The organism is Proteus sp. FZP2095, assembly GCF_023701425.1.
In the GTDB taxonomy this organism is placed as follows: domain Bacteria; phylum Pseudomonadota; class Gammaproteobacteria; order Enterobacterales; family Enterobacteriaceae; genus Proteus; species Proteus cibarius.
The window spans coordinates 550,045-575,513 of sequence record NZ_JAMQBJ010000002.1 but is presented as its reverse complement, the minus strand read 5'-3'; the positions used below and the strand labels follow the sequence as shown (position 1 = coordinate 575,513).

Here is a 25,469-nt window from a genome sequence, read left to right as displayed (position 1 = left end):
AAGATATTTATCTTTATATGTCAATTATTTACTATCTGGTGTAACCAGATTATCGTAATAATTCTTATTTAGATTAATTATCTATAAGGATATATCACCAAAATTTCACTATATAAAATTTCATACAACTACAAAAATCAGGTTAGTAAAAAATATCGTTATATTAAATAAAGTAGTGTTAAAGGCTATTTTTCATAGGGAGAAAACAAAGTAAGACTAATTTGAGCCCTATTTTGAATAAAAAATACGATATATAGCAAAAAGGAAGCCTTTTTAGAGCTTCCTTTTTTAAGTGAGTTAAATCACATTAATTGACTAGTGTTTTACAACTACAATAATCGTAATATGTTTTAATACGTATTCAATTTAGCAATTTGAGTATTGGCAAAAGAATTATTCTTCTTTTTCTTCAATATCTGCTGCATCATCGCTATTGTTAGTAAAATCAGCTGCACTAGTAAATTCGCCAGCATGATTTAATAACATTTCACGTAATTTGGTGTTTAACTCATCGTACATTTCAGGGTGTTCTTTTAGGTAAGTTGTTGCATTGGCTTTACCTTGACCAATTTTTTCACCATTGTAGCTGTACCATGCCCCCGCTTTCTCTACCAATTTATGTTTAACACCTAAATCAATCAGTTCACCAAAGGTGTTGATACCTTCGCCATACATAATTTGGAATTCAGCTTGTTTAAATGGTGCTGCAATTTTATTTTTCACCACTTTAACACGAGTTTCACTACCAACAACTTCATCACCGTTTTTAACAGAACCGATACGACGAATATCTAAACGAACAGAAGCGTAGAATTTAAGTGCATTACCGCCTGTTGTGGTTTCAGGGTTACCAAACATAACACCGATTTTCATACGAATTTGGTTGATGAAAATAAGTAATGTGTTGGAATTTTTCAGGTTACCCGCTAATTTACGCATAGCTTGGCTCATCATACGAGCCGCTAGACCAACGTGTGAATCACCAATTTCACCTTCAATTTCTGCTTTTGGTGTTAAAGCGGCAACGGAGTCAACAACGATAACATCAACAGCACCAGAACGAGATAATGCATCACAAATTTCTAAGGCTTGCTCACCAGTATCAGGCTGAGAACATAGAAGGTTATCAATATCTACGCCCAGTTTTTTAGCATAGATAGGGTCTAAAGCGTGCTCAGCATCGATAAATGCACAAATTTTACCTTCGCGTTGAGCTGCTGCAATAACTTGTAGTGTTAGCGTAGTTTTACCAGAAGATTCAGGACCATAGATTTCAACAATACGACCGCGTGGTAAACCACCAGCACCCAAAGCAACGTCTAATGATAAAGAACCCGTAGAGATGGTTTCAACATTCATGGAACGATCTTCACCCAGACGCATGATAGACCCTTTACCAAATTGCTTTTCAATTTGACCAAGTGCTGCGGCCAATGCTTTTTGTTTGTTTTCATCAATAGCCATGTTATCTCCCTCTGGGCAGTGAAACATAAATATGGGTCACTACCATTAAAACGTATATGATTTTGCTTGTTGAAATTTATTATACTGTATAATCATACAGTATCAAGTTAATTATTAATAATTTCTTTAATTATTGATTTTAAAGAAAAAATAACAGAATCAGCTCTTACTTGCTCTCGTGAACCACTGAATATACAGTGTTTTGCCGTAGCTTGAATACCTTTTGGTGTTTTCATTGCAAAGCCGAACCAAACTAAACCAACAGGTTTTTCTTCACTCCCGCCACCAGGGCCTGCAATACCACTAACTGATACTGCAAAATCTGCATTAGCTGTTATCAGAGCCCCTTTAGCCATTTGAAGAACTACTTCTTCACTCACCGCGCCGTATTTAAGCAAAGTTTGCTCATCAACGCCTATCATTTCATGCTTTGCTTCATTGCTATATGTTACAAAGCCACGATGATAATATTCAGAACTTCCTGCAATATCCGTGATAACTTTCGCAATCCATCCGCCAGTGCAAGATTCAGCAGTTGTTATCGTACTCTTCTTTTCAATTAACACTTTACCCACCTCAATACTTAAGCGGGTCATTTCATCGTAATTTATCATTAAGGTTCATCTAACCTCTATTCTAAATCTCATTATTTAAGATTTCTTTCTGGTGCAATCCCATAACCATAAACCACCAATTGCTAAGGCAAAAATAGCACCAAAGCCAATCCCAATAGCAACGACGGATACGCCAATGCTCGTAACCAGTGAGAATAATCCAAGCATTAATAGCATTGCTGTATTTTCACCAAGATTCTGTACAGCGATGGCATTACCAGCACCCACACTGTGCTTTCCTTTGTCTTGTAATAGCGCATTCAGAGGAACGACAAAGAAACCACCAAAAATACCGATGATGATAAGGATTAGATAGGATGGAATAATTGAAGTTTGCAATGAGAAGTAAACAACACCAAGACCAATTAAAATACCAGCAGGCATGCAACGACGCACTGTTTTCAGTGTCACAAATTTAGCAGCTAATCCAGCACCGACCACAATCCCGATAGCAACCATCGCATTTAATACAGTAGGGGTCGTATTGTCAGTCATACCTAAAGCAATAGGTACCCATTGAACAAGTAAAAAGCGCAATGTAACTCCTGCGCCCCAAAACATACTAGTTCCCACTAAAGAAAAACGACTTTCTTTGTCAGCCCATAAAGTACGTGTAGCCTCAAGAAACTGAATGAACATTTTTTTAATGTTCCAACCACGGCCAATTTGAGCTGCTGATAATTTAGGTATACCAAAGTTAACAAATACAGCTAAGCCATACATTGCTGCACAAACACCTAATGCAAAAACAATACTCCAGTCTGAGAGTAAACCACCAATAACTGATCCCAGTAAAATAGCGGCAATGGTAGATGCTTCCATTAAGCCATTTGCTTTAACTAAACGCTCGCCATCTGTTAATTCACCCAAAATGCCATATTTAGCAGGAGAATAAACAGCGGCACCAATTCCAACTAAGGCATAACCAAGGAAAGGATCTGAGCCTACACAGATAAGAAATGCGCCTACGAATTTTAGAAGGTTGCCACTGAGCATAACCCTACCTTTAGGATTACGATCAGCAAACTGTCCTACAAAAGGTGCTAAGAGAATAAAAGCCAGCACAAAGACCATTTGTAAAACAGGCTGGCTCCAGTCTGGGTAAAGTGCCGATTTAAACTGAGCGAGGATCGCAAACAATAATGCATTGTCAGCAAAAGCAGAAAGAAATTGCGATACCAATACCGCTTTCATTCCCCTACTCATTAAAGGAGGCTGGCTAATATTCTCTGACATTAGTTATTTTCCTGTTCAGCAAGTTTTTTCAATGAGACAAAATCCGTTTTCCCACTTCCTAAAACAGGAATTTCTTTGATAAAACGAATATCCTTTGGTACAGCAATTTCAGCAACACCTTCCGATTTTGCCAATGTTGACAGCGTACTACGATCTAATTGCTTATCAGTTGTGAACAGTACTAATGATTCACCTCTGCGTTTATCACTTATTGTCACAACGGCGTGCTCACCTTTAGATGCTTTACGAGCAAGCTGCTCAACACCCTCAAGAGAAACCATTTCACCCGCAATTTTTGCAAAGCGTTTTACACGCCCTTTAATAGTACAAAAACCTTCACTATCAATAGAAACGATATCACCGGTGTCGTACCAACCTTCTTCGTCAATACCTTCAGCATTGGTTGCTACAGGGACTTCCAATTTTTCAGGTGATTCTACACGTAAGTATCCCATCATTACGTTAGGGCCACGTAGTTGTAGCCTACCGCCTTCAGTAATACCATTCATAGGAATTAAGCGCCCTTCCATACCGGGTAATAAACGCCCCACTGTATGAGCTTTGGCACTCATAGGTACGTTGATTGAAACAACAGGTGCGCATTCTGTTACGCCATAACCTTCTAAAATACGAATACCGAATTTCTCTTGCCATAAAACACGGGTTGATTCAGAGAGCTTTTCAGCCCCAGCAACCACATATCTGACTCTGGCAAAATCATAAGGATGAGCAAATTTTCCGTAGTTTCCTAAAAAGGTTGATGTGCCGAATAATACCGTACAGTTTTGGTCATAGACCAATTCAGGCACGACTCGATAGTGTAGCGGACTTGGATAAAGAAAAACGCGTGCACCCAAGCAAATTGGAGTCAGCAAGCAAGCAGTTAAACCAAATGCATGGAATAACGGCAATGCTGACATAAATTTGTCTTTCGGTGAAAAGTCAGCAATTGCACGAATTTGATCAACGTTAGCCAATAAACTTGAATGACTGTGAACAACACCTTTAGGTGTTCCCTCTGAGCCTGATGTAAATAAAATAACGGCAGCATCATTTGCGTCTTGCGGTAACATCGCTTTTTTAGGCGTAATGAGATGTTTAAAGATCCAGCGTTTATCTTCACTGGTAACCGTGTCTTTTAGATCCTCAAGATAAATCCAATTTGCTTCAGGGGTTTGCTCAGGAATATGTAACAAATTCCCTTTTTCTAAAAATTGGCGTGATGTAAAGATAGTTTTGATTGATGCGGCTTTCATCGCATTTTGTACACCTAAACTACCCGCCGTGTAGTTAAGCATTGCAACAACACGTTGACGCATTGTTGCACCTAATAGTGCAGCCGCTGTGACGGTTGTATTTGGAAGCAGTAAACCGATACGCTCTTTGGGCTCTGTGTAGCGCTCAATCAATCGGCTGATCCCTAGCGTTTTTTTCAATAACCCTTGATAAGAATCTTCTTTTAGGCTGATATCAGAAATTAGTGGACTAAATCGACCATATTGAGACATTGCCTGTAAAAACGCTTCATACAGCGTGATATTAGGTCGCGTTTGCATGATGGCTTCCATCATGATGTCACGCATGGCTTCACCTGCTAATCGGCGACGTTCAGAAGATTTTTCAGCTTTTGGCATCGGTAAATCAACAGCAGGGAGTACCTTGATGGTAATTCTAGGAAAGAATTGAGACTTTACTCGTAAGCTTTTACGTACTCGTGAAAAATAGCTGAATTCAGCACCTTCAATTCTGACAGGAACAACTTTAGCGCCTGATTTTGCGGCAATAAAAGCAGCACCCTCATAAATTTTCATCAAACCATTTGTTACAGTGATCCTTCCTTCAGGGAAAATCACAACAGGACGACCTTTATCCACTTCTTTAACTAACTGACGAACAGCCATTGGGTTGGCGGGATCTAAAGGTACGATATCAGCATAACGACCTAACCATCTTGTCGTTTTTGCAGAAGCAACAGAGGTATAAACAGCAAACACAGGATTAATAGGCAGGAATAAACGTAATAATATACCGTCAATAAAAGAAGTATGATTGGGTGTAATTATACATTTTTCATATTGTGAAAACTGATTAACAAGTCCTTCAATTCTTACTCTAAATAAGAATTTAAATAGTGTTTTAAAAAACGCTATCAACATCATATCCATATCTCATTTTGCTATAATTAGCCTTACTATAAATAGGATGTGATGAAAATAAAATAGATGTTCCCTGTTTTACCCTTTATATCAGACGACTTCTTAATTATTTCGTGAGTTTTGCGAGAATTACCTCAATAATCTCATTAATAGGTAATCCAGCATCGACAATAATATCAGCACATTGCAAATATAAAGGTTCACGTTTAGCCAAAACGTCATTCATTTCTGAAACTAACGTTTTACCCGTTAAACTTGGTCTTTGTGCTTCATTCGGATCTTGAGATAAACGCTCAACTAAAGTTTCAAGAGATGCCTGTAAATAAATAATAACACCTAAAGATTTCATATAAGCACGATTTTGATCTGCCAAAATCATACCGCCACCTGTTGAGATAACTTGATTAGGTTGGCTAACTTGGATGAGCGCTTCTGATTCAGTTTGTCGAAAAAACTCCCAACCTTTATCTTGAACCATAGAAGATATAGTTTGTTGATATTTTTGAGTTATCCAATCATCCGTATCAATGAATCTATAATTTAACGAGAGGGAAAGTGCTTTACCTACTGTTGTTTTTCCTGCACCTCTAGGTCCGATAAGGTAAATTGTACTATCCATAAAATGCACTATCTCCATAGTGTGTTCCCTTTTAAGGGTGTAATTAAAAATTTACATACTGTAAAGTATAAAATATCATACCTGATGTAACAAAAAAATAAAGCCACACTTTAGAAAAAGTATGGCTTATTTATTCATATTAACAATTAGCTACGAATTGTATTATCGCCGTAACCAATCCATTTGTAGGTTGTTAGGGCATCTAATCCCATCGGGCCTCTAGCATGTAATTTCTGTGTACTAACAGCAACTTCGGCACCTAAACCGAATTGCCCGCCATCAGTAAAACGCGTACTTGCATTAACATACACAGCGGCCGAATCAACTTGACGAACAAAGCGATCAGCATTAGCGATAGATTGCGTTAAAATAGCATCAGAGTGTGCAGTTCCATAACGGCGAATATGGCTAATTGCCTCAGTTAAACTACTCACCACTTCCACGTTTAAATCAAGTGATAACCATTCATCGCAATAATCCGCATCTTTCACATCAACAACAGTAGCTCCGCCTTTTTTCAGCCCTGCCAATGCTTTTTCACTTGAATGCAAAGTCACTTTTTGAGCTGCCATAGCATCACTTAACTGCGGTAAAAATAACGCTGCGATATTCTCATGTACTAAAAGCGTTTCTAAAGAGTTACACGCACTTGGACGTTGTACTTTTGCATTTACGATAACCGTTAATGCTTTTTCTAAATCTGCGCTTTCATCCACAAAAGTATGGCAAACACCGATGCCACCAGTAATAACTGGAATGGTTGATTGCTCACGGCAAAGTTTATGCAATCCTGCCCCACCTCGTGGAATAAGCATATCAATATACTCATCCATTTTTAGCATTTTAGCGACTAACTCACGATCAGGCTTATCAATTGCCTGAATAGCGCCAGCTGGAATACCACATTTTTCTAATGCTTGTTGAATTACCCCAACAACCGCTTGGTTAGTATGATGGGTTTCTTTTCCACCACGAAGAATAGCCGCGTTACCTGTTTTCAAACATAAAGAAGCGACATCAATGGTGACATTAGGGCGGGCTTCATAAATAACACCCACAACACCCAACGGTACACGGCGACGCTCTAAACGTAAACCGCTATCTAGCATACGACCATCGATAACTTGACCCACTGGATCTTCTAAGCGACACACTTGTCGTACATCATCGGCAATTGCTTTTAAACGTGCAGAATTAAGTAATAAACGATCAAGCATAGCGGTATTGATATTGGCTTCTCGAGCCGCTTGCATATCTTTTTCATTTGCTGCGAGAATTGAAGCTTCTTGTTGTTCTAATAAATCAGCCATAACTAATAATGCCTGATTTTTTTGCTCCGTTGATAGTTGAGCTAAATGCCAAGATGCCTCTCTTGCAGATTTACCCATTTGTTCTAACATCAGAAGGCTCCTTAGCTAACAATCATATCATCACGATGCACAGCAACACTGCCATACTCGTAGCCTAAAATTTGACTAATTTCTTGTGAATGGTGTCCTGCTATTAAACGCAATGCATCACTATTATAGTGTGCAACACCATGAGCGAGATCTTTACCTTGTAAACTTTGAATGCGGATAACACATCCACGAGAGAAATCGCCTTTAATTTCTTTGATACCTTTTGGTAAAAGGGAACTACCTTTTTCTTTAATTGCGTTTTCAGCCCCTTCATCAACCACTATCACACCAGCAATTGGCGCACCAAAGATCCACCGCTTACGCGCTTCTAATGGGCTTTGTAAGCCATGAAATAATGTTCCAACAGGCTCATCATTAATGACTTTGGCAATAACTTCCGGTTGTACGCCTGCGGCGATAACAACATCAATACCTGCTCGCCCTGCAACAGTTGCGGCTTGCAATTTTGTTGCCATGCCGCCCGTACCTAACCCTGATACGCTATCACCCGCCATTTGACGTAACTCATCATTGATATCAAAAACTTCAGGGATCAGTTTAGCATCTGGATTACTACGGGGATCAGCCGTGTAAAGCCCTTCAATATCCGTTAGTAATAACAGTTTATCAGCACCACCTAAAATAGCGGCTAATGCTGACAAATTATCGTTATCGCCCACTTTAATTTCCGCGGTGGCAACAGCATCATTTTCATTGATAACGGGAATAATATGGTTATCTAACAGCGCATGTAATGTATCACGCGCATTCAGGAAACGTTCTCTATCTTCAATATCGGCACGCGTTAATAGCATTTGACCAATATGAATACCATAGATAGCAAATAACTGTTTCCATACTTGAATTAAGGCACTTTGCCCCACAGCGGCAAGCAACTGTTTTGACGCAATAGTTGCGGGCAAATCAGGATAATTTAAATACTCGCGTCCTGCTGCAATTGCACCAGAAGTGACAATAATAATCCGGTGCCCTTTTTCGTGTTGTTTAGCACATTGGCGAACCAGCTCAACAATATGAGACTGATCCAGACGTCGTGAACCACCAGTAAGTACACTTGTCCCTAATTTAACAACCAGCGTTTGGCTGCTACTCATAACATTTACCATTCTTGTTGATTATTTAAAAAGATAATACACAGTTTTATCAGGAGAGAAGCGTTATGCCAACTGACATAACGCAAAATCTATGAAAAGTTGCCCTAACACAAAATTAGGGCTGAATGGGAAGAGGAAATTTGTTCATTTTTTCATCTGGGATGAGTGTCATTTCTAATTCACTCACCGCGAGTTGAAGAAATTCATGAAAACGAATAAGTGTTTCATTGATTGACTCAACAACATCATTCTTACTTATGTTCTGATGGAGCCAATCACCATTTTTATCGAATAGCCCAATTTGATAATGATAAATAAGCTGTTCATTATTACGTTCTAATTCCATCCACCAGCCCCAAAACTCTCGTTTTTCCGGCGCGACTTTTTTATTTACACACACAGCTAAACAGTCAAAAAAGAACTGGCTCTCTTGGCATTGTTGCTCTCGGATATATGGGCCGATTTGAGCAAAACGCTTTAATAACTTACCTCGGGTAGGGTTCAAAGATGAAGTCATAAATTCAGTCTCCTTAGAAACTCTACTGTTATATAATCTAATATAATTAGCAAGTTATTGTTCAAAATTAATTATATTAATTTATCATAGATCCAATCTGCGCTTTTTTGTAACGCGAGCTCTAAACCTTCATAAAGCGGTTTATCGTTAATAGCAAGAATGTCACCATCCATCGAGGAGCGTGCAATTAATTGCGAATCCTCTTTAGGGCTCATTTCATCACCTTTCCAATAAACCCCCATCATAGGAACAGGCATGCGTCGTCCAATCAAACCTTGGTTTTTCAGGGAATAACTGCTCAACGATAATCGAAGATTATTCTCGTCAATATTCCATAACCCTAAGCGGCTTGCTAATACATCAAGATACATCACAGGAATTTTTTTCTGTAATTCAGCTTGGGTAAAGAAAGTGTGGATCAACGGACCTAAAGCAACAACACCTTTAATTAATTTGGGGTAGATATAAGCTAAACGCACAGCAATATTACCGCCAAAGCGAAAGCCCATCACACCAATACGAGTATGATCAATCCAAGGTACTTCAGAAAGTTGCTTTAGAACTTCACCTTGTAAATGGCATGTATCTTCCGTTAGTTTTTGCTTTACTGAATAACCAATTGCGGGCATATCCAGTGTTAACATTGCAATACCTTTAGGGGAAAGATAATCACGGAAGAATCTAACATAATCGCTCTGTAAGCCGTCTAATCCACCGCAAAATAACACAGTAGGATAAGGGCCTCTGCAATCTTTTGGTAAATGCAGAAAACCTGTTGTCGTCCCTTTTCCTTCTAATTTAAATGTCAATTTTTTGACTTCAAAAGAAGAAAATTTCGTCGCATTCTCAAAGGCTTTCATCGACAAAATAACGGCTTGCTCCGCTAAAAAATCACCATTAATAAAGGGATATGCGGCAATACTATAAAGATGTGCGGCTTGTAACCAACAATCTGCAGCTGCATCACCGGACTCTTCACGTAATGCTTTTTGTTGCCAGATCATCGCTTGGTGCGACCACTCAAATGACCAACCACCTTTACGATACCCGACAACGGTATCAATAAATTTATCATCACTACGAGGGGCATCCTGTACCGCAATTCGGCTTAACACCTCTTCTATCTCAATAGGAGAAATTCCACGCCAGATCCAAAGTAAACGTTGAATAGTTCGATACCAATTTTGCTGGCTCGTACCATTAAGCACGGTATAAGTATTAATATTCGATTTTGGATGGGTGTACTGAATTAGCGTTGAGGTTTCAGCGTGTTTTGCTCTTGGCTTAAATAAAGTTTCAGAAAGATTCGTATTGTTTGCCATATCACTCTTCAAATCAGTGGATATCGTATAAAAGGGGCTAAAAAGTCTGGCTTTATCATAGCATGAAATCGACTGGAACAATGTGTATCACAACAAGCAACCGCACGAAGACACCATTAAGAGGAAGAGAAAAAGCTTAAAAACAAAAATCCCCGCCTAAGCGAGGATCTCAATCAAAACAGCAAAACGAATGCTATCAACTTATTTTTGATCGCAAACTGGTGGAATAAAGGCAACACCCATATCCCAAGGCTGTTCAATCCATGTATTTTGCGGAATATCAACCACAAAATCATCCACTAAAGGACGCCCTTCTGGTTTTGCAAAGATAGTGACGAAATGGGCTTTTGGATACATTTCACGAATAACTTTAGCAGTACCACCAGTATCAACTAAATCGTCAACAACGATAAAGCCTTCACCATCACCTTCTGCTTTTTTTAAGATTTTGAGGTCACGCTGATGGTCGTGGTCATAGCTAGAAATGCAGACTGTATCCACATGACGGATACCTAATTCACGAGCAAGTAATGCAGCAGGGACTAATCCCCCACGGCTGACAGCAATAATGCCTGTCCACTGTTCGACTGGTAATAAACGTTGCGCCAATTGACGGGCATGTATTTGCAACATATCCCACGTTACAACATATTTTTCGCTCATAATATTGTGATCCTAGCTACTTGAATTTCGAGAGAAGCTTTTTTGCGGAAAAAAAGGTTGCGCGAGATTATAGTGATTTGAGCGCCTAAAAACCAGAGAAAACGTGAAAACAGGTGAGATTAACCTCATTTTTTTCTGTAATGTCTTTTTGTGATTAAAAAACGAACTATATAAAAAATGAATACAAAATAGAGATCTAATTTCTTAGATAGAGATGTGAATACAATGACGCATTCATCAGAAGAAAGTGATATTCTCAACTATATTGGCGTATAACGCTCAGAATAATAAAGCTAGCCCTTAAAAGCGGTAGGCTATCAATAACACAGATGCTGTTAGAGGAGATCCATCGTGTCTGAACTATCTACTCTATCCCCACAACCACTATGGGATATTTTTGCAAAAATTTGTTCGATTCCACATCCATCACATCATGAAGAAGCCTTAGCTTCCCATATTCTTTCTTGGGCAAGTGAAAAAGGTCTTTTTGCACAGCGCGATGCAGTTGGCAATATTTTAATTCGTAAACCAGCAACTAAAGGCATGGAAGATCGTAAAGCCGTTGTTTTACAAGCACACTTAGATATGGTGCCACAAAAAAACAACGACACCGTTCACGACTTCACTAAAGATCCGATTCAACCTTATATTGACGGTGAGTGGATCAAAGCTAAAGGCACTACATTAGGTGCTGATAATGGTGTAGGCATGGCATCTGCATTAGCTGTTTTAGCTGACGATACTGTTAAACACGGCCCATTAGAAGTTCTGTTAACCATGACTGAAGAAACAGGCATGGACGGAGCATTTGGTTTACAACCAGGTTGGTTACAAGCTGATATTCTTATCAACACAGACTCTGAAGAAGAAGGTGAAATCTACATGGGTTGTGCGGGTGGTATTGATGTTAAAACCACAGTAAGCCTTTCTTACGACGCAATTCCAGCAGGCCACGTTGTTAAACAACTGGTTCTGAAAGGATTAAATGGTGGTCACTCAGGTGGTGATATCCATTTAGGTTTAGGTAACGCAAATAAATTATTAGCGCGTTTCTTAGCAGGTCATGCAGAAGAATTATCACTGAAATTAATTGATTTTCATGGTGGTACACTGCGTAATGCTATTCCTCGTGAAGCAAACATTGTTTTTGCAATTCCAGCGGATAAAGCAAGCCAACTAGACGCAGTAAAAGCGAAATTTGAAGCTCTGTTAAAAACAGAATTAGCTATTGCTGAAAAAAATCTAAAAGTTGAATTAATTGATACAACAACAGATAAAAAAGTTTTCACAGCAGATTGCCAAGAACGCTTAATTAACCTACTTAATGCTATGCCAAATGGCGTTATTCGTATGAGTGACGACGTTGAAGGTGTTGTTGAAACTTCATTAAACGTAGGTGTTGTTAGCATTGTTGACGATAAAGTAGAAATCCTATGCTTAATTCGTTCTCTGATTGATAGCGGTAAAACCTATGTTGTTAGTATGCTGACAGCATTAGCAAAACTGGCTAAAGCGGATATCGAAACCAAAGGCGGTTACCCAGGTTGGAAACCAGATGCAGACTCTCCTGTTATGCATTTAGTTCGTGACACTTACCAACAACTGTTTGATAAAGTGCCAAACATCATGGTTATCCACGCAGGTCTTGAGTGTGGTCTGTTCAAAAAACCTTACCCAGATATGGATATGGTTTCTATTGGGCCAACAATCCGTGGTGCTCACTCACCAGACGAACGTGTTCACGTTAAAAGCGTCGGTCAATACTGGCAATTATTAACTGCGATTTTAAAAGCGATCCCTGCTAAATAATTTCGCTTTAATATTAATAATGGAACCCGCTTAATTGGCGGGTTTTTTGTGCCTAAAACTATCACCAAGAAATAAATTATCCCCTCAAATTACACGCTATTTCCCTTAAAGATCATAATTTATTCCTTATATAGCCAATTACACAATCACTTATTCCATTATCGAATAAAAAATAAATCTTAATGAATTAAATATATAGAATGCTAATCATTATCATTAGTATTAATGTTTTCGGAGTGATATTTTCATGGCTTCCATATTTAAAGTTAAAAAATAAAAAACTAAAGGGTTCTATTGTGTCTAATAAAAATTACGTTGCTAGCGTCTTTCTCGCCTTACCTCTAAGTTTATTTTCTGTTCAAATTCATGCAGCCGTCAATCAAAACATACCTGAAAAGATAATTGTTACGGCATCTCCATCGCAAGATCCTCAAGCGCCTGTTTCCGGTTTTGTGGCAACAAAAACGTTATCAACAAATAAAACACCGAGTGAAATTGAAAAAACACCACAATCCATTAGTGTGATCACGCGTGATCAAATGGATGCTCAAGATGTCAGTTCAGTTTCTCAAGCATTACGTTATACGCCTGGAGTTTTCACAGAATATCGTGGAAGTTCTAATCGTAATGATGAGGTTTTTATTCGTGGATACAGTTATGCCCCCCGTTTTCTTGACGGCCTAAGTTATGGAATGGGCGCTTCATCATCAACGGGTGCAATTGATCCCTGGTTATTAGAGCGCGTTGAAGTGGTCAGAGGGCCTGCATCCGTTCTTTATGGCCAAGTCAATCCGGGTGGCCTTGTGGCAATGACAAGCAAAAGACCAACTGCATCCCCTATTCGCCATATTCAAGTACGAGCAGGCAATGATAAATTAGCAGAAACCGCTTTTGATTTTTCAGGTGCATTAAGTGATGACAATCGAGTGCTTTATCGCCTAAACGGTGTTGCAAAAACACAACACACTCAAATAAAAAACTATAAAGAAGAACGTTTTGCACTTGCTCCAGCTATTACTTTCTTACCTAATGAACAAACTCGCTTAACGCTACTAAGCTTTATTCAGCAAGAGCCTGAAGCTGGATATCGTAATTTTTTACCTGCTTATGGTACGGTTAAAAGCACTCCGGCAGGTACTATTCCCTTTGATTTTGATGTTAACAATCCCGATTACCATAAATCATGGCGTCAACAATATGGTATAGGCTATGAATTTGAACACGAATTTAGTGATTCACTAAAAATTGTACAAAATGCTCGATATAGCCATATTAATCAGAAATATAAATATCTTGTATTTGGCTCTTTAAGAAAAGATAACCCTTATGTTCTTGAACGCCGAGCACAACAAGAGCAACGTGAAACAGATACTTTAGGAATAGATACTCGTTTACAAGCCGACTTTACCACTGCAAAACTTAATCATACTGTGATTGCTGGTATTGATTATCAATGGAGCAAAGATCAAGATAATTTGCTTCGAGCAATAGGGCCAGAGTACGATCTTGACTGGCGTAATCCTAACTATCATTATCCTATCGATATGAGTTTACAAAAACCTGCGACCGATCAGCTACAAAAACGTGATCAAATTGGGTTATATCTACAAGATCAGATCCAATGGAAAAATTGGATCTTACTTGCAGGATTACGCCAAGATTGGGCTCAAGTTCGTACTCATGATTTCTTAGCGAAAAGCTATGATCAGCAAGATGATCATAAACTAACGGGTCGTGCTGGGCTTTTATATGCTTTTGATAATGGTATTTCACCATATATAAGCTATAGCACTTCGTTCGAACCTAATTTACAAACTCGCCGAGCACCAGGAAGTGCCCCTTTTGAGCCTAGCGAAGGTCGTCAATTAGAGGCCGGAATAAAATACCTCACACCAAATGAGCAAACATTGGCAACACTCTCTGTTTATCAATTACAACAACGTAATGTTACCAACTACAATGCTGAAAAAGCGTATTTTGAACCAGTGGGTGAAATTAGAAGCCGTGGTGTTGAAGCACAAATTAATAGCCAATTAACTGAAAACATTTCATTTATCAGCAGTTATTCTTATACCGATACTGAAGTAAGAAAAACCATTATTGCGGGAACACAAGGAAAAGAACTCCCTAGAGTTCCTAAACATATAGCATCACTCTGGGGTCAATATGATGAAACCTCTGGGCTATTTAATGGCGCTAAAGCGGGTGTTGGTGTCAGATATGTGGGTGTATCTCAAGGCGATACCAAAAATACAGTTAGTGTACCTGCAGTGACTCTTTACGATGCGATGATTGGTTATTCATTAGGTGAATTATCACCTTCTTTAAAAGGTGCTGAAATTCAGCTTAATATGAATAATATTGCGAATAAACATTATGTTGCATCTTGTGCTGGTGATACGGCTTGTTTTTATGGCATTGGAAGAACGATGACAGCAACAATGAATTATCGTTGGTAATGCTACATAGATTAACTACATAGATTAACTACATAGATTAACTACATAAATTAACTGTGTTAACCATAGTCTATCTATTGATTGACTATGGTTTTTTTAATTTTTATAACGCTAAAAGAAGTTGTCGCTCTATTTGTGGATCTTGCAAGGTGACATGAAATCCGATTAACCGGACGCCTCTACCATTTCGACGCTCATGCCATGCTTGATAGGCAATATTGATTAAATCGGCTTTTTCTAAAATAGGATGAGCATGCTCTTGTGTTGTTAATTGAAAATCATCAAATTTTAATTTAACGCCTTGCCTTGCTATTCTTAGATCCGGTTTAACTTTTGTTAATCGCCTTTCTAATTCGCTATACAATCCATCAAGTAATGCCAAGCAATCATCCCAAGAATTAATATCTGAGGCAAAAGTACGTTCAACTCCGACTGATTTCCTGAGTCTATCTGGATTAATTTCACGTTCATCAATACCATGACTGCGTTCCCATAAATTTTGACCAAATTTTCCAAACGCTTTTACTAAAGAAATGACATCGGTGCGACGAATATCAGCACAAGTTTCTAACCCCATTTCTTGCAAACGAGCAAATGTCACCTTCCCTACACCCGGTATTTTATTAAGTGGTAATTTTAAAATAAAATCATCGACTTGTTCTGGGGTAATAACAAATTGCCCATTTGGTTTATTCATATCAGAGGCAATTTTTGCAAGAAATTTAATCGGTGCAATACCTGCGGATGCCGTGAGATTTAACTCATCAAAAATTTGCTGGCGAATTTCTTGAGCCATCAGCGTTGCTGAGCCATGACAATGCTTACTGTCAGAAACATCAAGGTAAGCTTCATCGAGTGAAAGAGGTTCAATAAGATGAGTATAACGAGAAAAGATTTGGCGTATTTTTGCTGATGTTTCTTTATAGAGAGCCATCCTACCGGATAGCACTTTTAAGTGAGGACATAACTTCAACGCTGTTGCCGTTGACATAGCACTACGGACACCAAAACGACGGGCGGGATAATTCGCCGTGCAGATCACACCTCGACTAGAAGCATTGCCTCCAACCGCAATAGGGATCTCTTTTAGTGCTGGATTATCTCGCATTTCAATCGCAGCATAAAAACAATCCATATCAACATGAATAATTTTACGCATACAATCACCTCACTTTATATACTGTTTAAATATACAGTAAATAAATATTAACTACAATTTTTATTCGCTATCATCTCACCCTATTGAGGTGTATTTCTCATAAAAATCTGAATTAGTCTGTTTATTTATAGAATTGTCACAAAGTGATGATAGATTGTTTTTGCTCTTTGATTAATTACATTAATTTTAAATATTGTTTTGTAACCATATATAAAACAAGGAAATAATTTTTTCATGATCAAATTATTCATCGCTATTTCTCTCTTTTTTTATTCTGTAATCCTTATGGCATCTCCTAAAATTATCGCACATCGTGGTGGCACAGCTGATGCCCCTGAAAATACTGAAATTGCTATAAAAACAGCGCTTTCGAATCAAGCTGATGCAATTTGGATCACTATTCAATTATCAAAAGATAATATTCCAGTCCTTTATCGCCCTAGCGATTTAAAAAGCTTAACGAATGGACAAGGTAGTATTTCTGAATTTACTGCACAGCAGCTGAAGCAATGGGATGCTGGCTATAAATTTGGTGAAGCCCAGCAATTTCCTTATCGAAATAAAGGTGTCACTATTCCGACATTGGATGAGATCTTAACTCAATTCCCCACAACACAGTTTTATCTTGATTTAAAATCACCAGATGCTGATCCTGCAATCCAAAGTGAAGCGTTAACCACCGTACTTCGTAATCATAACGCACTGGATAGAACTCGCGTTTATTCTACAAATTCTGCATTTCTTGATGCTTTACCGACTAATGTACAACGTTTTGAAAGCCGTGATATCACTCGTGATATTCTAGCCAATATCACTATGAGCCATGTTTGCCTGTTACCTGAAAATTTAGATATTACTCGTTGGTATGGACTTGAACTGCACCGCAAAGTCGAAGTTGTTGAGAAGTACACATTAGGTGAAGCGCGTTCCGCTTCCGTTCTGAGTTGGGATAAAGACGCGATGTCTTGTTTTCGTGCTGGTGGCAATGCTCATATTGTTCTTTTTGGGGTCAACACAGAGAAAGACTATATTCAAGCCACTGAATTAGGTGCAGACGCAGTTATGGTTGACTCTCCAACTAAAATGAAAACATTCAAGAAAGAGTAAATAAATCTATTTCAGCTTTCATTTTTATATTCATTTTATTCTCTTCTACACTTAATAATGCATCTGATAGAAATAAGTAAGGAGGAATAAAGTGTTAAACAATAAAATTTCTGGTGATTGGAATTTATTCAAAGGAAAAGTAAAAGAAAAATGGGGAAAGATCACCCATGATGAACTAGATATTATCGAAGGTACGCGAGAGCAACTAATTGGTAAGCTTCAAGAACATTATGACTATTCCTACGAAGAAGCCAAAAAAGAAGTTTTAGAGTGGGAGGGACAAAACCCTTATCCATGGAAGTGAATCTTTAACACAAAGGTTCACTTTTTATTATCCTACTTTTATTCTATTAAAAAACTTTTTTAGAATATGTATATTTTAGAGTGAAATAAAAAAGAGTGATGGTCATTAAAATCCATCACTCTTTTTTTATCTAAATATATTTTTATTATTTAAAGAATTCGATTCTTTTTCAGTAACTCTTCTCGTGCAGACTCTTTTGCCATACGTTTTTTACGTGCATCACAAGGTTCGGGGCAATCACATTCCTTCTCTATCCCCATAGCACCTAAACCGCCACAGCTACCTTGAAGGCTTTTACGTTTTACTATATATCCTAACGCCATTCCAAAGAAGGCAATCAAGAATAAGATGAAGGCAAAAAGAAATATTTTTAACATAACCTTCTCTCCTTAAATTCTACTTTTTCAAGAATGGGGCGAACGCTTTACTATAACGCTCTTCAAACCCATTTTCAGTTTTCACTATCATAAAGACAGGAATATTTAGCTCATTTGCTACTGCTAACCCTTTTTCAGGCCCTAAAACATTCAATCCTGTCGAAAGACCATCAGCACTCATGCAAGTTGGCACAATCACAGTGATAGAAACGAGGTTATGTTTAATAGGATGGCCTGTGGTTGGGTCAATAGTATGAGAAAAACGGACACCATTTTCTTCAAAATAGTTACGATAATCACCAGAAGTGGCTATTGAATTATCACCGGGTTCAATAATCAACTGTACACTCTGTTTTGTGCCGTCATTTGCCGGTTTTTCAATCGCTATACGCCAAAGCTTGTCATTACCATTCACACCTTGGGTTCTTACTTCACCGCCAATATCAACCATATAGTTAGTGATATTCTGTGAAATTAAATATTCAGCCACAGCATCAACACCATAGCCTTTAGCAATTGAAGATAAATCAACATAAAGTTCAGGGATCTTCTTAATTAACGTATTACCTTCAACAGCAAGGTAATCAATACCAATCCACTGTTTGCGTTTTGCTAATTCATCTTCAGAAGGTTGATGCGTAAATCGGCCTTCTGGGCCAAATCCCCATAAATTAACTAACGGTCCCACAGTCACATCCAAAGCACCATCAGTTATTTTATTAATGCGAATAGCCTCGCTGACGACTTTAGCTGTCGCAGGTGAAACAAGAAATGGGGTATTAATTTCACGGCTTTGATTGAAACGACTGAGTTCAGAATGAGGACGATATGTTGACATTTGATCGTTAACTTCTTCAAGAATACGATCAATCTCTGTTTGTAAGACGTTTTGTGGAGGTGAATTACTATCAGGAACATATTTAATTGAGTAATAAGTTCCCATGGTTTCGCCTTCTAACACCTGCTGCTTTTCACCACATGCAGATAATAGAACTAATGCAGACAGCATCACTATCCAATTTATCATCTTTCTTTTTAACATAACTCTCTCTTCTGATCATGAGCGCCCACATAAGTGGGCGCTTGTCATTTCATTCATTTATGCTTTATCGGAAGTTAGGATCAACCTCCAAAGTCATCCAGCATAATGTTTTCATCTTCAACGCCTAAATCTTTGAGCATTTTAATAACTGCTGCATTCATCACTGGTGGTCCACACATATAGAATTCACAATCTTCTGGTGCAGGATGATTTTTGAGGTAATTCTCAAACAACACGTTGTGAATAAATCCAGTATAGCCAGTCCAATTATCTTCAGGCAATGCATCTGAAAGTGCGACATTCCATGTGAAGTTTTCGTTTTCTTTTGCAAGCATATCGAAATCTTCAGTGTAGAACATTTCTCGAACAGAACGTGCACCATACCAGAAGCTGATTTTACGTTTAGAATGTAAGCGTTTTAATTGGTCAAAGATATGTGAACGCATTGGCGCCATACCTGCACCACCACCAATAAAGATCATTTCAGCATCGGTTTCCTTAGCAAAGAATTCACCAAATGGTCCTGAAATTGTCACTTTATCGCCCGGTTTTAATGACCAAATATACGATGACATAATTCCTGGTGGCACATCAGGATTACGTGGCGGAGGTGTTGCAATACGCACGTTTAACATGATGATGCCATGCTCTTCAGGATAGTTCGCCATTGAATAAGCACGTACAGTGGTTTCTTTAACCTCAGAAACATAACGGAACAAATTAAATTTATCCCAATCTTCACGATACTCCTCAGGTACATCAAAATCTTCATAGCGTACCGTATGAGGAGGACATTCAATTTGAATAAATCCACCAGCACGGAAAGGCACAACTTCACCTTCAGGAATTTTTAACACTAATTCTTTAATGAAAGTTGCTTTGTTATCGTTTGAGATAACTTCACATTCCCACTTTTTAACACCGAAAATTTCTTCAGGTAATTCTAATTTCAGGTTATTTTTTACGTTTACCTGACAGGCTAAACGACAACCTTCTTTAGCTTCACGCTTGTTAATATGTGAAAGTTCGGTTGGTAAAATATCACCACCACCTTCAAGCACTTTAACGCGACACTGGCCACAAGAGCCACCGCCACCGCAAGCTGATGAAATAAAAATACCTTCATTTGATAATACGTTAAGTAATTTATCACCTGCTGGTGCATCAAAACTTTTTTCTGGGTCTCCATTGACCTCAACTGAAATATCCCCTGTATTGACCAGTTTTGATTTTGCGAACAAAATCAATGCTGTTAACACCAATACAATCAGGGTAAACATCACGACACCTAGAATAATTATATCCATGAGTTCTTCTCACCCTTTATAGCTGAACACCAGAGAAGGACATGAAACCTAATGCCATCAACCCTGTGGTGACAAAAGTAACGCCTAATCCTTTCATACCTGCCGGTACATCCGCGTACTTCATTTTCTCACGGATAGAAGCCAGTAACACGATGGCTAACATCCAACCAATCCCAGAGCCGAAACCATAAACAATAGATTCACTAAAGTTATAGTCACGTTGTGCCATAAATGACACACCACCGAAAATGGCGCAGTTAACGGTAATAAGTGGCAAGAAGATCCCTAGTGCGTTATACAGCGCAGGGAAATAACGGTCTAAAATCATCTCTAGGATTTGTACCAGTGCCGCGATCACACCAATGAAAGTGATAAAGTTTAAGAAACTTAAATCAACCCCTTCTATCAATGCATTATCACGCAACACATAGTTGTAAACCAAGTTATTCAAAGGTACAGAAAGACCCAGAACAACGGTAACAGCGATACCTAATCCAAAAGCTGTTTTTACATTTTTAGAAACGGCGAGGAATGTACACATCCCTAAGAAGAATGCGAGCGCCATATTCTCAATAAAAACAGCACGAACAAACAGGCTTATATAATGTTCCATGGCGATTAGTCCTCTTCAACCTGAGCAGGTTTTAATGTACGTAATCCCCAAATTAGCAAGCCAATAATAAAGAATGCGCTTGGTGCTAACAGGAATAAACCATTTGGCTGATACCAGCCACCATTTTGGATAGATTCCATGACGGTAATACCAAATAATTTACCAGATCCGAAAAGCTCACGTAAAAATCCGACAAGGATCAAGATAACGCCATACCCTAAACCATTACCAATACCATCCATAAAGCTTTCAATAGGCGGTGATTTCATCGCATACGCTTCAGCACGTCCCATTACAATACAGTTAGTAATGATAAGACCGACGAAAACAGAAAGTTGTTTAGAGATTTCATATGCATAAGCTTGCAGTATTTGGTCAACAACGATAACTAATGAAGCAATAATCGCCATTTGAACAATAATACGAACACTACTTGGTATGTAATTGCGAATGAGTGAAATAAAAAAGTTTGAGAACGCAGTAACCAGCGTTACAGCAATTGTCATCACTAATGCAGTTTCAAGTTTTGTTGTCACCGCCAATGCAGAACACACACCTAATACCTGTAAGGCAATTGGGTTGTTATCTAACAATGGTCCAAGTAAAACTCGTTTAATTTCTTTTGTATCAGCCATTGATTTCTCCTTCACGAACTTTTTTCAGGAATGGGCCGAAACCTTTTTCACCTAACCAGAAATCGAACATATGCTGGATACCATTCGAAGTCAGTGTCGCACCTGAAAGTCCATCAATACCATAAGGGCTGCCAGATGCACCACCACGTACTATTTTTATGGCTGGCACACCTTGTTCATTGATTAAGTGCTTACCTTTCCATTGTGCTTTCCATTGTGGATTATCGACTTCACCACCAAGTCCCGGCGTTTCACCATGAGAATAATAGGTAATGCCTTTTGAAGTGACTCCATCAATATCTACGGCGACAAAAGCATACATTACAGACCATAAACCAGAGCCATAAACAGGTAATACAACTTCCGTCGTTTTACCTTGTTCATCGAGTACAAAATAAACCTCTGCTGTGTTAGCACGACGGCGAATTTTAGCAATATCTTCCTCTGGGGATAAAGCGATTGACGTCTCATCACTGCGTAGCTCTGTGTTTAAATCAAAATTGCCTTTACTATCAGTCAGTTCACCTGTCTGAAAATTAACAATTTTTGCTTTAATACGCGTGTCATACACTTTCAGTACATCTGTCGCACTCATTTTAGGTACGAGTAGCCCCGCAACATCAAGAATATTACGTTGTTTATCAAGAAGTTTTTGTTCTTCTTGTTTAGACTTCAGTCCAACAGCTGCTCCTGCTACTACCACAGAACACACAAGACATAGAATAAATACAACAAGGAACGTTCTTGCGACGCTATCTTTGTTTTTCTCTTTAGCCACGAGCTTTTCTCCGCTTAATATTCGCCTGAACAACCACGTAATCGAACAGTGGTGCAAATAGGTTTGCGAATAAGATTGCCAGCATCATACCTTCTGGGTAAGCCGGATTGACGACACGAATAAGCACAGCCATTACGCCAATCAAAATACCGTAAGCCCATTTACCTTTATCAGTAAACGATGCGGATACTGGATCTGTTGCCATAAACATCATACCGAAAGCAAAACCACCTAATACTAAGTGCCAGTGCCAAGGCATTGAGAAGAGAGGATTGGTATCTGAGCCGATGAAATTAAACAGGTATGACATTGCAATCATGCCTACCATTACCCCAGCAACAATACGCCATGAAGCAATACGAGCAAAAAGAATGACTGCACCACCGATTAAAATCATCAGTGTTGATACTTCACCGATCGACCCTGGAATATATCCAAGGAAAGCATCCATCCAAGAGATAGGCTGTTGAGTAACTGTATTTACTAATGCACTTTCACCCGATACAGACCATTGTGATAATGGTGTCGCACCAGAGAAGCCGTCAGCTGCAGTCCAAACCAAATCACCTGAAATTTGAGCAGGATAAGCAAAGAACAGAAATGCACGACCAGCTAATGCTGGGTTTAAGAAGTTACGCCCTGTCCCACCAAAGATTTCTTTCGCGATAACAACACCAAACGTAATACCTAATGCAGCCTGCCAAAGTGGTAATGTAGGCGGTACTATTAAGGCAAATAAGATTGATGTAACAAAGAAGCCTTCGTTAATTTCATGGCCACGAATAAAGGCAAAAAGAACTTCCCAAAATCCGCCAACCGCAAAAACAACTAGATAAATAGGTAGGAAGTAAGTTGCACCAAGTAGCATCTTACTTGCCCAACCCGCATCTGTTGTTAATGATGCGCCGAGGTATTCAGCAAGGCGATAGTGCCAATCTGAAGCAATGATTTGCTGTAATTCAGCACCACTATATAACTGATTAAGTGCAGGGATCGCTTGATGACCAACGTTATACATTCCCCAAAACATTGCTGGGAAAACGGATAACCAAACTAAAATCATCATGCGTTTTAGGTCAATGGTGTCACGAACATGACCACCATTACGTGTAACAGTACCTGGCGTATAAAATACCGTGGTCACTGCCTCATAAAGTACGTACCATTTTGCTAATTTGCCACCGGGCTCAAAATGGTGCTCTACTTTTTCAAATAAATTTTTCAAACCCATGAGTTACCCTTCCTGCTCAATTTTGGTCAATACTTGGCGCAGTGCTGGGCCATACTCATATTTGCTTGGGCAAACATAAGTACATAATCCCAAATCTTCTTCATCCAATTCCAAACAACCTAACGCTTGAGAACTGTCAGTATCACCTACAACTAAATCACGTAATAAATGCGTTGCCATAATGTCTAAAGGCATCACACGCTCATAGTTACCAATTGGTACCATTGAACGTTCGCCACCATTCATTGTGGTTGTAAATGCAAAGCGTTTATTTTTTAAGAAGTGACCGATGGTTGTACGAGTGATAGAAAATTTATCGCTACCCGGCATACCCCAACCAAATAACTCTTTATCACGGCCTTCGCGTAATACAGAAACTTGGTTATGGAAACGACCTAAATAGTGATGAGCCTCATCAGATTTCCATCCCCATAATACAGAGCCAGAAATAATGCGGTTTTCACCATCAACTAATTGATCTTTAGTCAACTCATAGAGATCAGCCCCTAAACGAGTACGCACTAAACGAGGTGCTTTTACTTGGGGGCCTGCTAATGCAACAACACGCTCTGTATATAAAGAACCTGTTGTAAACAAATAACCAATAGCAATGACATCTTGATAATTTAAATGCCAAACCATTTTCTTAGCACTAACAGGTTCTAAGAAATGGATATGCGTACCCACTAATCCTGCTGGATGTGGACCTGCAAATTGGTTATAGCTAATCTGTCCGTCATTTAATTTTGTCGGTGATTTTTCACCATGACAAACATAGACTTTGCCTTCGGTTAAACGAGTTAAAATAACAAGACCATCATTAAATGCCTTCTCATTTTGCTCAATAATAACCATAGGATCTGCTGCAAGTGGATTTGTATCCATTGCAGAGACAAAAATGGCAACAGGTGTTGTGCCTAAATGTGGAGTACGGCTATAAGGACGAGTCCTTAGCGCAGTCCACATTCCCGAATTAACAAGGTTAGTTTCAACTTGTTCGCGGGTCAGGTCTGAGAGCGTTGAGCTATCATAACGGTTAAAGGTAATTTCTTCGTCACCATCAATTTCGATAACGATAGATTGGAACACACGACGTTCGCCGCGGTTAATTGCAACGACTTTACCACAAGCTGGGCTGGTGAAAACAACACCGGCATTCTTTTTATCTTCAAAAAGAATTTGCCCTTTCTTTACATGCTCACCTTCCGAAACCATCATAGAAGGACGCATACCGACATATTCTTCACCTAGCAAAGCTATGCGTCGAATAGCGGGTCCGTCTTCTATCACTTGGGCAGGCGCTCCTGCAATTGGGAGGTCGAGTCCTTTTTTAATTTTAATCATAAGATTTGCACAAGTTTATCAGTTAAACCCTAAGCTACAAATTCACCCCGAAAATGTAGCGACTCTGTAATAAAAACATCTTAAGGTGTTTTTGAACCCTAAGTTATTTATCTCCGATAATTGTTACTATTTTCTCTTATTCTGCCGAACTGAATTTTATCATCTCAGCCTAAACCTGTCTGACTATTCGAGTGATTT

The 25,469-nt window shown here is 38.8% G+C and carries 23 protein-coding genes; 4 read left to right on the top strand and 19 right to left on the bottom strand.

The window, feature by feature from the left end; all coding sequences use genetic code 11:
• Nucleotides 1-393: 393 nt before the first annotated feature.
• The 10 genes from recA to gpt all read right to left on the bottom strand — a co-directional run bounded on the left by recA (nucleotide 394) and on the right by gpt (nucleotide 11,106).
• Nucleotides 394-1,464: a recombinase RecA gene (gene recA / locus NBG71_RS12750; protein WP_075672409.1), complete on the bottom strand. Its 1,071-nt coding sequence runs from the start codon at nucleotides 1,462-1,464 to the stop codon at nucleotides 394-396.
• Nucleotides 1,465-1,571: 107 nt separating this feature from the next.
• The gene (gene pncC / locus NBG71_RS12745; RefSeq protein WP_075672407.1) at nucleotides 1,572-2,078 is read right to left on the bottom strand and encodes a nicotinamide-nucleotide amidase; all 507 of its coding nucleotides are present in this window, start codon (nucleotides 2,076-2,078) and stop codon (nucleotides 1,572-1,574) included.
• A 36-nt stretch (nucleotides 2,079-2,114) separates the two neighbouring features.
• On the bottom strand, nucleotides 2,115-3,314 hold the full coding sequence (gene lplT / locus NBG71_RS12740; protein WP_099659854.1) for a lysophospholipid transporter LplT: 1,200 nt from the start codon (nucleotides 3,312-3,314) through the stop codon (nucleotides 2,115-2,117).
• A complete protein-coding gene (gene aas, locus NBG71_RS12735; protein ID WP_083629080.1) occupies nucleotides 3,314-5,473 on the bottom strand; it encodes a bifunctional acyl-ACP--phospholipid O-acyltransferase/long-chain-fatty-acid--ACP ligase in 2,160 nt (719 codons plus the stop codon). Before aas ends, lplT begins: the two co-directional genes overlap by 1 nt.
• A 103-nt stretch (nucleotides 5,474-5,576) precedes the next feature.
• Nucleotides 5,577-6,089, bottom strand: coding sequence for a shikimate kinase AroL (gene aroL / locus NBG71_RS12730; protein WP_075672403.1), 513 nt, complete (start codon nucleotides 6,087-6,089; stop codon nucleotides 5,577-5,579).
• A gap of 146 nt (nucleotides 6,090-6,235) precedes the next feature.
• The gene (locus NBG71_RS12725) at nucleotides 6,236-7,489 is read right to left on the bottom strand and encodes a glutamate-5-semialdehyde dehydrogenase (RefSeq protein ID WP_075672401.1); all 1,254 of its coding nucleotides are present in this window, start codon (nucleotides 7,487-7,489) and stop codon (nucleotides 6,236-6,238) included.
• Nucleotides 7,490-7,500: 11 nt separating this feature from the next.
• Nucleotides 7,501-8,604 carry a glutamate 5-kinase gene (gene proB, locus NBG71_RS12720; RefSeq protein WP_036911879.1) on the bottom strand — a complete coding sequence of 368 codons (1,104 nt, stop codon included), beginning with the start codon at nucleotides 8,602-8,604 and terminating at the stop codon, nucleotides 7,501-7,503.
• A 115-nt stretch (nucleotides 8,605-8,719) separates the two neighbouring features.
• Nucleotides 8,720-9,121: a sigma factor-binding protein Crl gene (gene crl / locus NBG71_RS12715; protein WP_075672399.1), complete on the bottom strand. Its 402-nt coding sequence runs from the start codon at nucleotides 9,119-9,121 to the stop codon at nucleotides 8,720-8,722.
• A gap of 71 nt (nucleotides 9,122-9,192) precedes the next feature.
• Nucleotides 9,193-10,443, bottom strand: a complete 1,251-nt coding sequence (frsA, locus tag NBG71_RS12710) for an esterase FrsA (protein ID WP_156733086.1) — start codon at nucleotides 10,441-10,443, stop codon at nucleotides 9,193-9,195.
• Between the two features lie 201 nt (nucleotides 10,444-10,644).
• Nucleotides 10,645-11,106 (bottom strand): xanthine phosphoribosyltransferase, encoded by a 462-nt coding sequence (gene gpt / locus NBG71_RS12705; protein ID WP_006534780.1) that lies wholly within the window; start codon nucleotides 11,104-11,106, stop codon nucleotides 10,645-10,647.
• Between the two features lie 351 nt (nucleotides 11,107-11,457).
• On the opposite strand from gpt, the gene pepD reads away from it, so the two are divergent.
• Together pepD and NBG71_RS12695 are read left to right on the top strand one after the other, a co-directional pair.
• Nucleotides 11,458-12,915, top strand: a complete 1,458-nt coding sequence (gene pepD / locus NBG71_RS12700) for a beta-Ala-His dipeptidase (protein ID WP_075672395.1) — start codon at nucleotides 11,458-11,460, stop codon at nucleotides 12,913-12,915.
• 296 nt (nucleotides 12,916-13,211) lie between these two features.
• A complete protein-coding gene (locus tag NBG71_RS12695; protein ID WP_250916902.1) occupies nucleotides 13,212-15,374 on the top strand; it encodes a TonB-dependent siderophore receptor in 2,163 nt (720 codons plus the stop codon).
• Between the two features lie 103 nt (nucleotides 15,375-15,477).
• Here NBG71_RS12695 and dinB read toward each other — a convergent pair whose 3' ends face one another.
• Complete coding sequence (dinB, locus tag NBG71_RS12690; protein WP_098943944.1) at nucleotides 15,478-16,533, bottom strand: DNA polymerase IV; 1,056 nt, start codon at nucleotides 16,531-16,533, stop codon at nucleotides 15,478-15,480.
• A gap of 234 nt (nucleotides 16,534-16,767) precedes the next feature.
• On the opposite strand from dinB, the gene NBG71_RS12685 reads away from it, so the two are divergent.
• Together NBG71_RS12685 and NBG71_RS12680 are read left to right on the top strand one after the other, a co-directional pair.
• Nucleotides 16,768-17,640: a glycerophosphodiester phosphodiesterase family protein gene (locus NBG71_RS12685; RefSeq protein ID WP_075672389.1), complete on the top strand. Its 873-nt coding sequence runs from the start codon at nucleotides 16,768-16,770 to the stop codon at nucleotides 17,638-17,640.
• A gap of 91 nt (nucleotides 17,641-17,731) precedes the next feature.
• Complete coding sequence (locus tag NBG71_RS12680; RefSeq protein ID WP_072070896.1) at nucleotides 17,732-17,944, top strand: CsbD family protein; 213 nt, start codon at nucleotides 17,732-17,734, stop codon at nucleotides 17,942-17,944.
• A 149-nt stretch (nucleotides 17,945-18,093) separates the two neighbouring features.
• Here NBG71_RS12680 and nqrM read toward each other — a convergent pair whose 3' ends face one another.
• The 8 genes from nqrM to NBG71_RS12640 all read right to left on the bottom strand — a co-directional run bounded on the left by nqrM (nucleotide 18,094) and on the right by NBG71_RS12640 (nucleotide 25,271).
• Nucleotides 18,094-18,321, bottom strand: a complete 228-nt coding sequence (gene nqrM / locus NBG71_RS12675; RefSeq protein WP_036932601.1) for a (Na+)-NQR maturation NqrM — start codon at nucleotides 18,319-18,321, stop codon at nucleotides 18,094-18,096.
• A 19-nt stretch (nucleotides 18,322-18,340) separates the two neighbouring features.
• Entirely contained in the window at nucleotides 18,341-19,363 is a 1,023-nt protein-coding gene (locus NBG71_RS12670; protein WP_075672387.1) for an FAD:protein FMN transferase, read from the bottom strand.
• Between the two features lie 80 nt (nucleotides 19,364-19,443).
• Nucleotides 19,444-20,670: an NADH:ubiquinone reductase (Na(+)-transporting) subunit F gene (gene nqrF, locus NBG71_RS12665; protein ID WP_075672385.1), complete on the bottom strand. Its 1,227-nt coding sequence runs from the start codon at nucleotides 20,668-20,670 to the stop codon at nucleotides 19,444-19,446.
• Between the two features lie 16 nt (nucleotides 20,671-20,686).
• A complete protein-coding gene (nqrE, locus tag NBG71_RS12660; protein WP_075672383.1) occupies nucleotides 20,687-21,283 on the bottom strand; it encodes an NADH:ubiquinone reductase (Na(+)-transporting) subunit E in 597 nt (198 codons plus the stop codon).
• Nucleotides 21,284-21,288: 5 nt separating this feature from the next.
• Nucleotides 21,289-21,918 (bottom strand): NADH:ubiquinone reductase (Na(+)-transporting) subunit D, encoded by a 630-nt coding sequence (locus NBG71_RS12655; RefSeq protein WP_036932605.1) that lies wholly within the window; start codon nucleotides 21,916-21,918, stop codon nucleotides 21,289-21,291.
• Nucleotides 21,911-22,696 carry a Na(+)-translocating NADH-quinone reductase subunit C gene (locus NBG71_RS12650; RefSeq protein ID WP_075672381.1) on the bottom strand — a complete coding sequence of 262 codons (786 nt, stop codon included), beginning with the start codon at nucleotides 22,694-22,696 and terminating at the stop codon, nucleotides 21,911-21,913. The genes NBG71_RS12655 and NBG71_RS12650 overlap by 8 nt, the downstream gene beginning before the upstream one ends.
• Nucleotides 22,689-23,927, bottom strand: coding sequence for an NADH:ubiquinone reductase (Na(+)-transporting) subunit B (locus NBG71_RS12645; protein ID WP_075672379.1), 1,239 nt, complete (start codon nucleotides 23,925-23,927; stop codon nucleotides 22,689-22,691). Before NBG71_RS12645 ends, NBG71_RS12650 begins: the two co-directional genes overlap by 8 nt.
• Before the next feature lie 3 nt (nucleotides 23,928-23,930).
• Entirely contained in the window at nucleotides 23,931-25,271 is a 1,341-nt protein-coding gene (locus tag NBG71_RS12640; protein WP_075672377.1) for a Na(+)-translocating NADH-quinone reductase subunit A, read from the bottom strand.
• Nucleotides 25,272-25,469: the final 198 nt, after the last annotated feature.

Excerpts from the sequence above, each read along its gene's own strand:
- recA (WP_075672409.1), bottom strand. The coding sequence starts at position 1,464 with ATGGCTATTGATGAAAACAAACAAAAAGCATTGGCCGCAGCACTTGGT.
- pncC (WP_075672407.1), bottom strand. The coding sequence starts at position 2,078 with ATGATAAATTACGATGAAATGACCCGCTTAAGTATTGAGGTGGGTAAA.
- lplT (WP_099659854.1), bottom strand. The coding sequence starts at position 3,314 with ATGTCAGAGAATATTAGCCAGCCTCCTTTAATGAGTAGGGGAATGAAA.
- aas (WP_083629080.1), bottom strand. The coding sequence starts at position 5,473 with ATGATGTTGATAGCGTTTTTTAAAACACTATTTAAATTCTTATTTAGA.
- aroL (WP_075672403.1), bottom strand. The coding sequence starts at position 6,089 with ATGGATAGTACAATTTACCTTATCGGACCTAGAGGTGCAGGAAAAACA.
- NBG71_RS12725 (WP_075672401.1), bottom strand. The coding sequence starts at position 7,489 with ATGTTAGAACAAATGGGTAAATCTGCAAGAGAGGCATCTTGGCATTTA.
- proB (WP_036911879.1), bottom strand. The coding sequence starts at position 8,604 with ATGAGTAGCAGCCAAACGCTGGTTGTTAAATTAGGGACAAGTGTACTT.
- crl (WP_075672399.1), bottom strand. The coding sequence starts at position 9,121 with ATGACTTCATCTTTGAACCCTACCCGAGGTAAGTTATTAAAGCGTTTT.
- frsA (WP_156733086.1), bottom strand. The coding sequence starts at position 10,443 with ATGGCAAACAATACGAATCTTTCTGAAACTTTATTTAAGCCAAGAGCA.
- gpt (WP_006534780.1), bottom strand. The coding sequence starts at position 11,106 with ATGAGCGAAAAATATGTTGTAACGTGGGATATGTTGCAAATACATGCC.
- dinB (WP_098943944.1), bottom strand. The coding sequence starts at position 16,533 with ATGCGTAAAATTATTCATGTTGATATGGATTGTTTTTATGCTGCGATT.
- NBG71_RS12685 (WP_075672389.1), top strand. The coding sequence starts at position 16,768 with ATGATCAAATTATTCATCGCTATTTCTCTCTTTTTTTATTCTGTAATC.
- nqrM (WP_036932601.1), bottom strand. The coding sequence starts at position 18,321 with ATGTTAAAAATATTTCTTTTTGCCTTCATCTTATTCTTGATTGCCTTC.
- NBG71_RS12670 (WP_075672387.1), bottom strand. The coding sequence starts at position 19,363 with ATGTTAAAAAGAAAGATGATAAATTGGATAGTGATGCTGTCTGCATTA.
- nqrF (WP_075672385.1), bottom strand. The coding sequence starts at position 20,670 with ATGGATATAATTATTCTAGGTGTCGTGATGTTTACCCTGATTGTATTG.
- nqrE (WP_075672383.1), bottom strand. The coding sequence starts at position 21,283 with ATGGAACATTATATAAGCCTGTTTGTTCGTGCTGTTTTTATTGAGAAT.
- NBG71_RS12655 (WP_036932605.1), bottom strand. The coding sequence starts at position 21,918 with ATGGCTGATACAAAAGAAATTAAACGAGTTTTACTTGGACCATTGTTA.
- NBG71_RS12645 (WP_075672379.1), bottom strand. The coding sequence starts at position 23,927 with ATGGGTTTGAAAAATTTATTTGAAAAAGTAGAGCACCATTTTGAGCCC.
- NBG71_RS12640 (WP_075672377.1), bottom strand. The coding sequence starts at position 25,271 with ATGATTAAAATTAAAAAAGGACTCGACCTCCCAATTGCAGGAGCGCCT.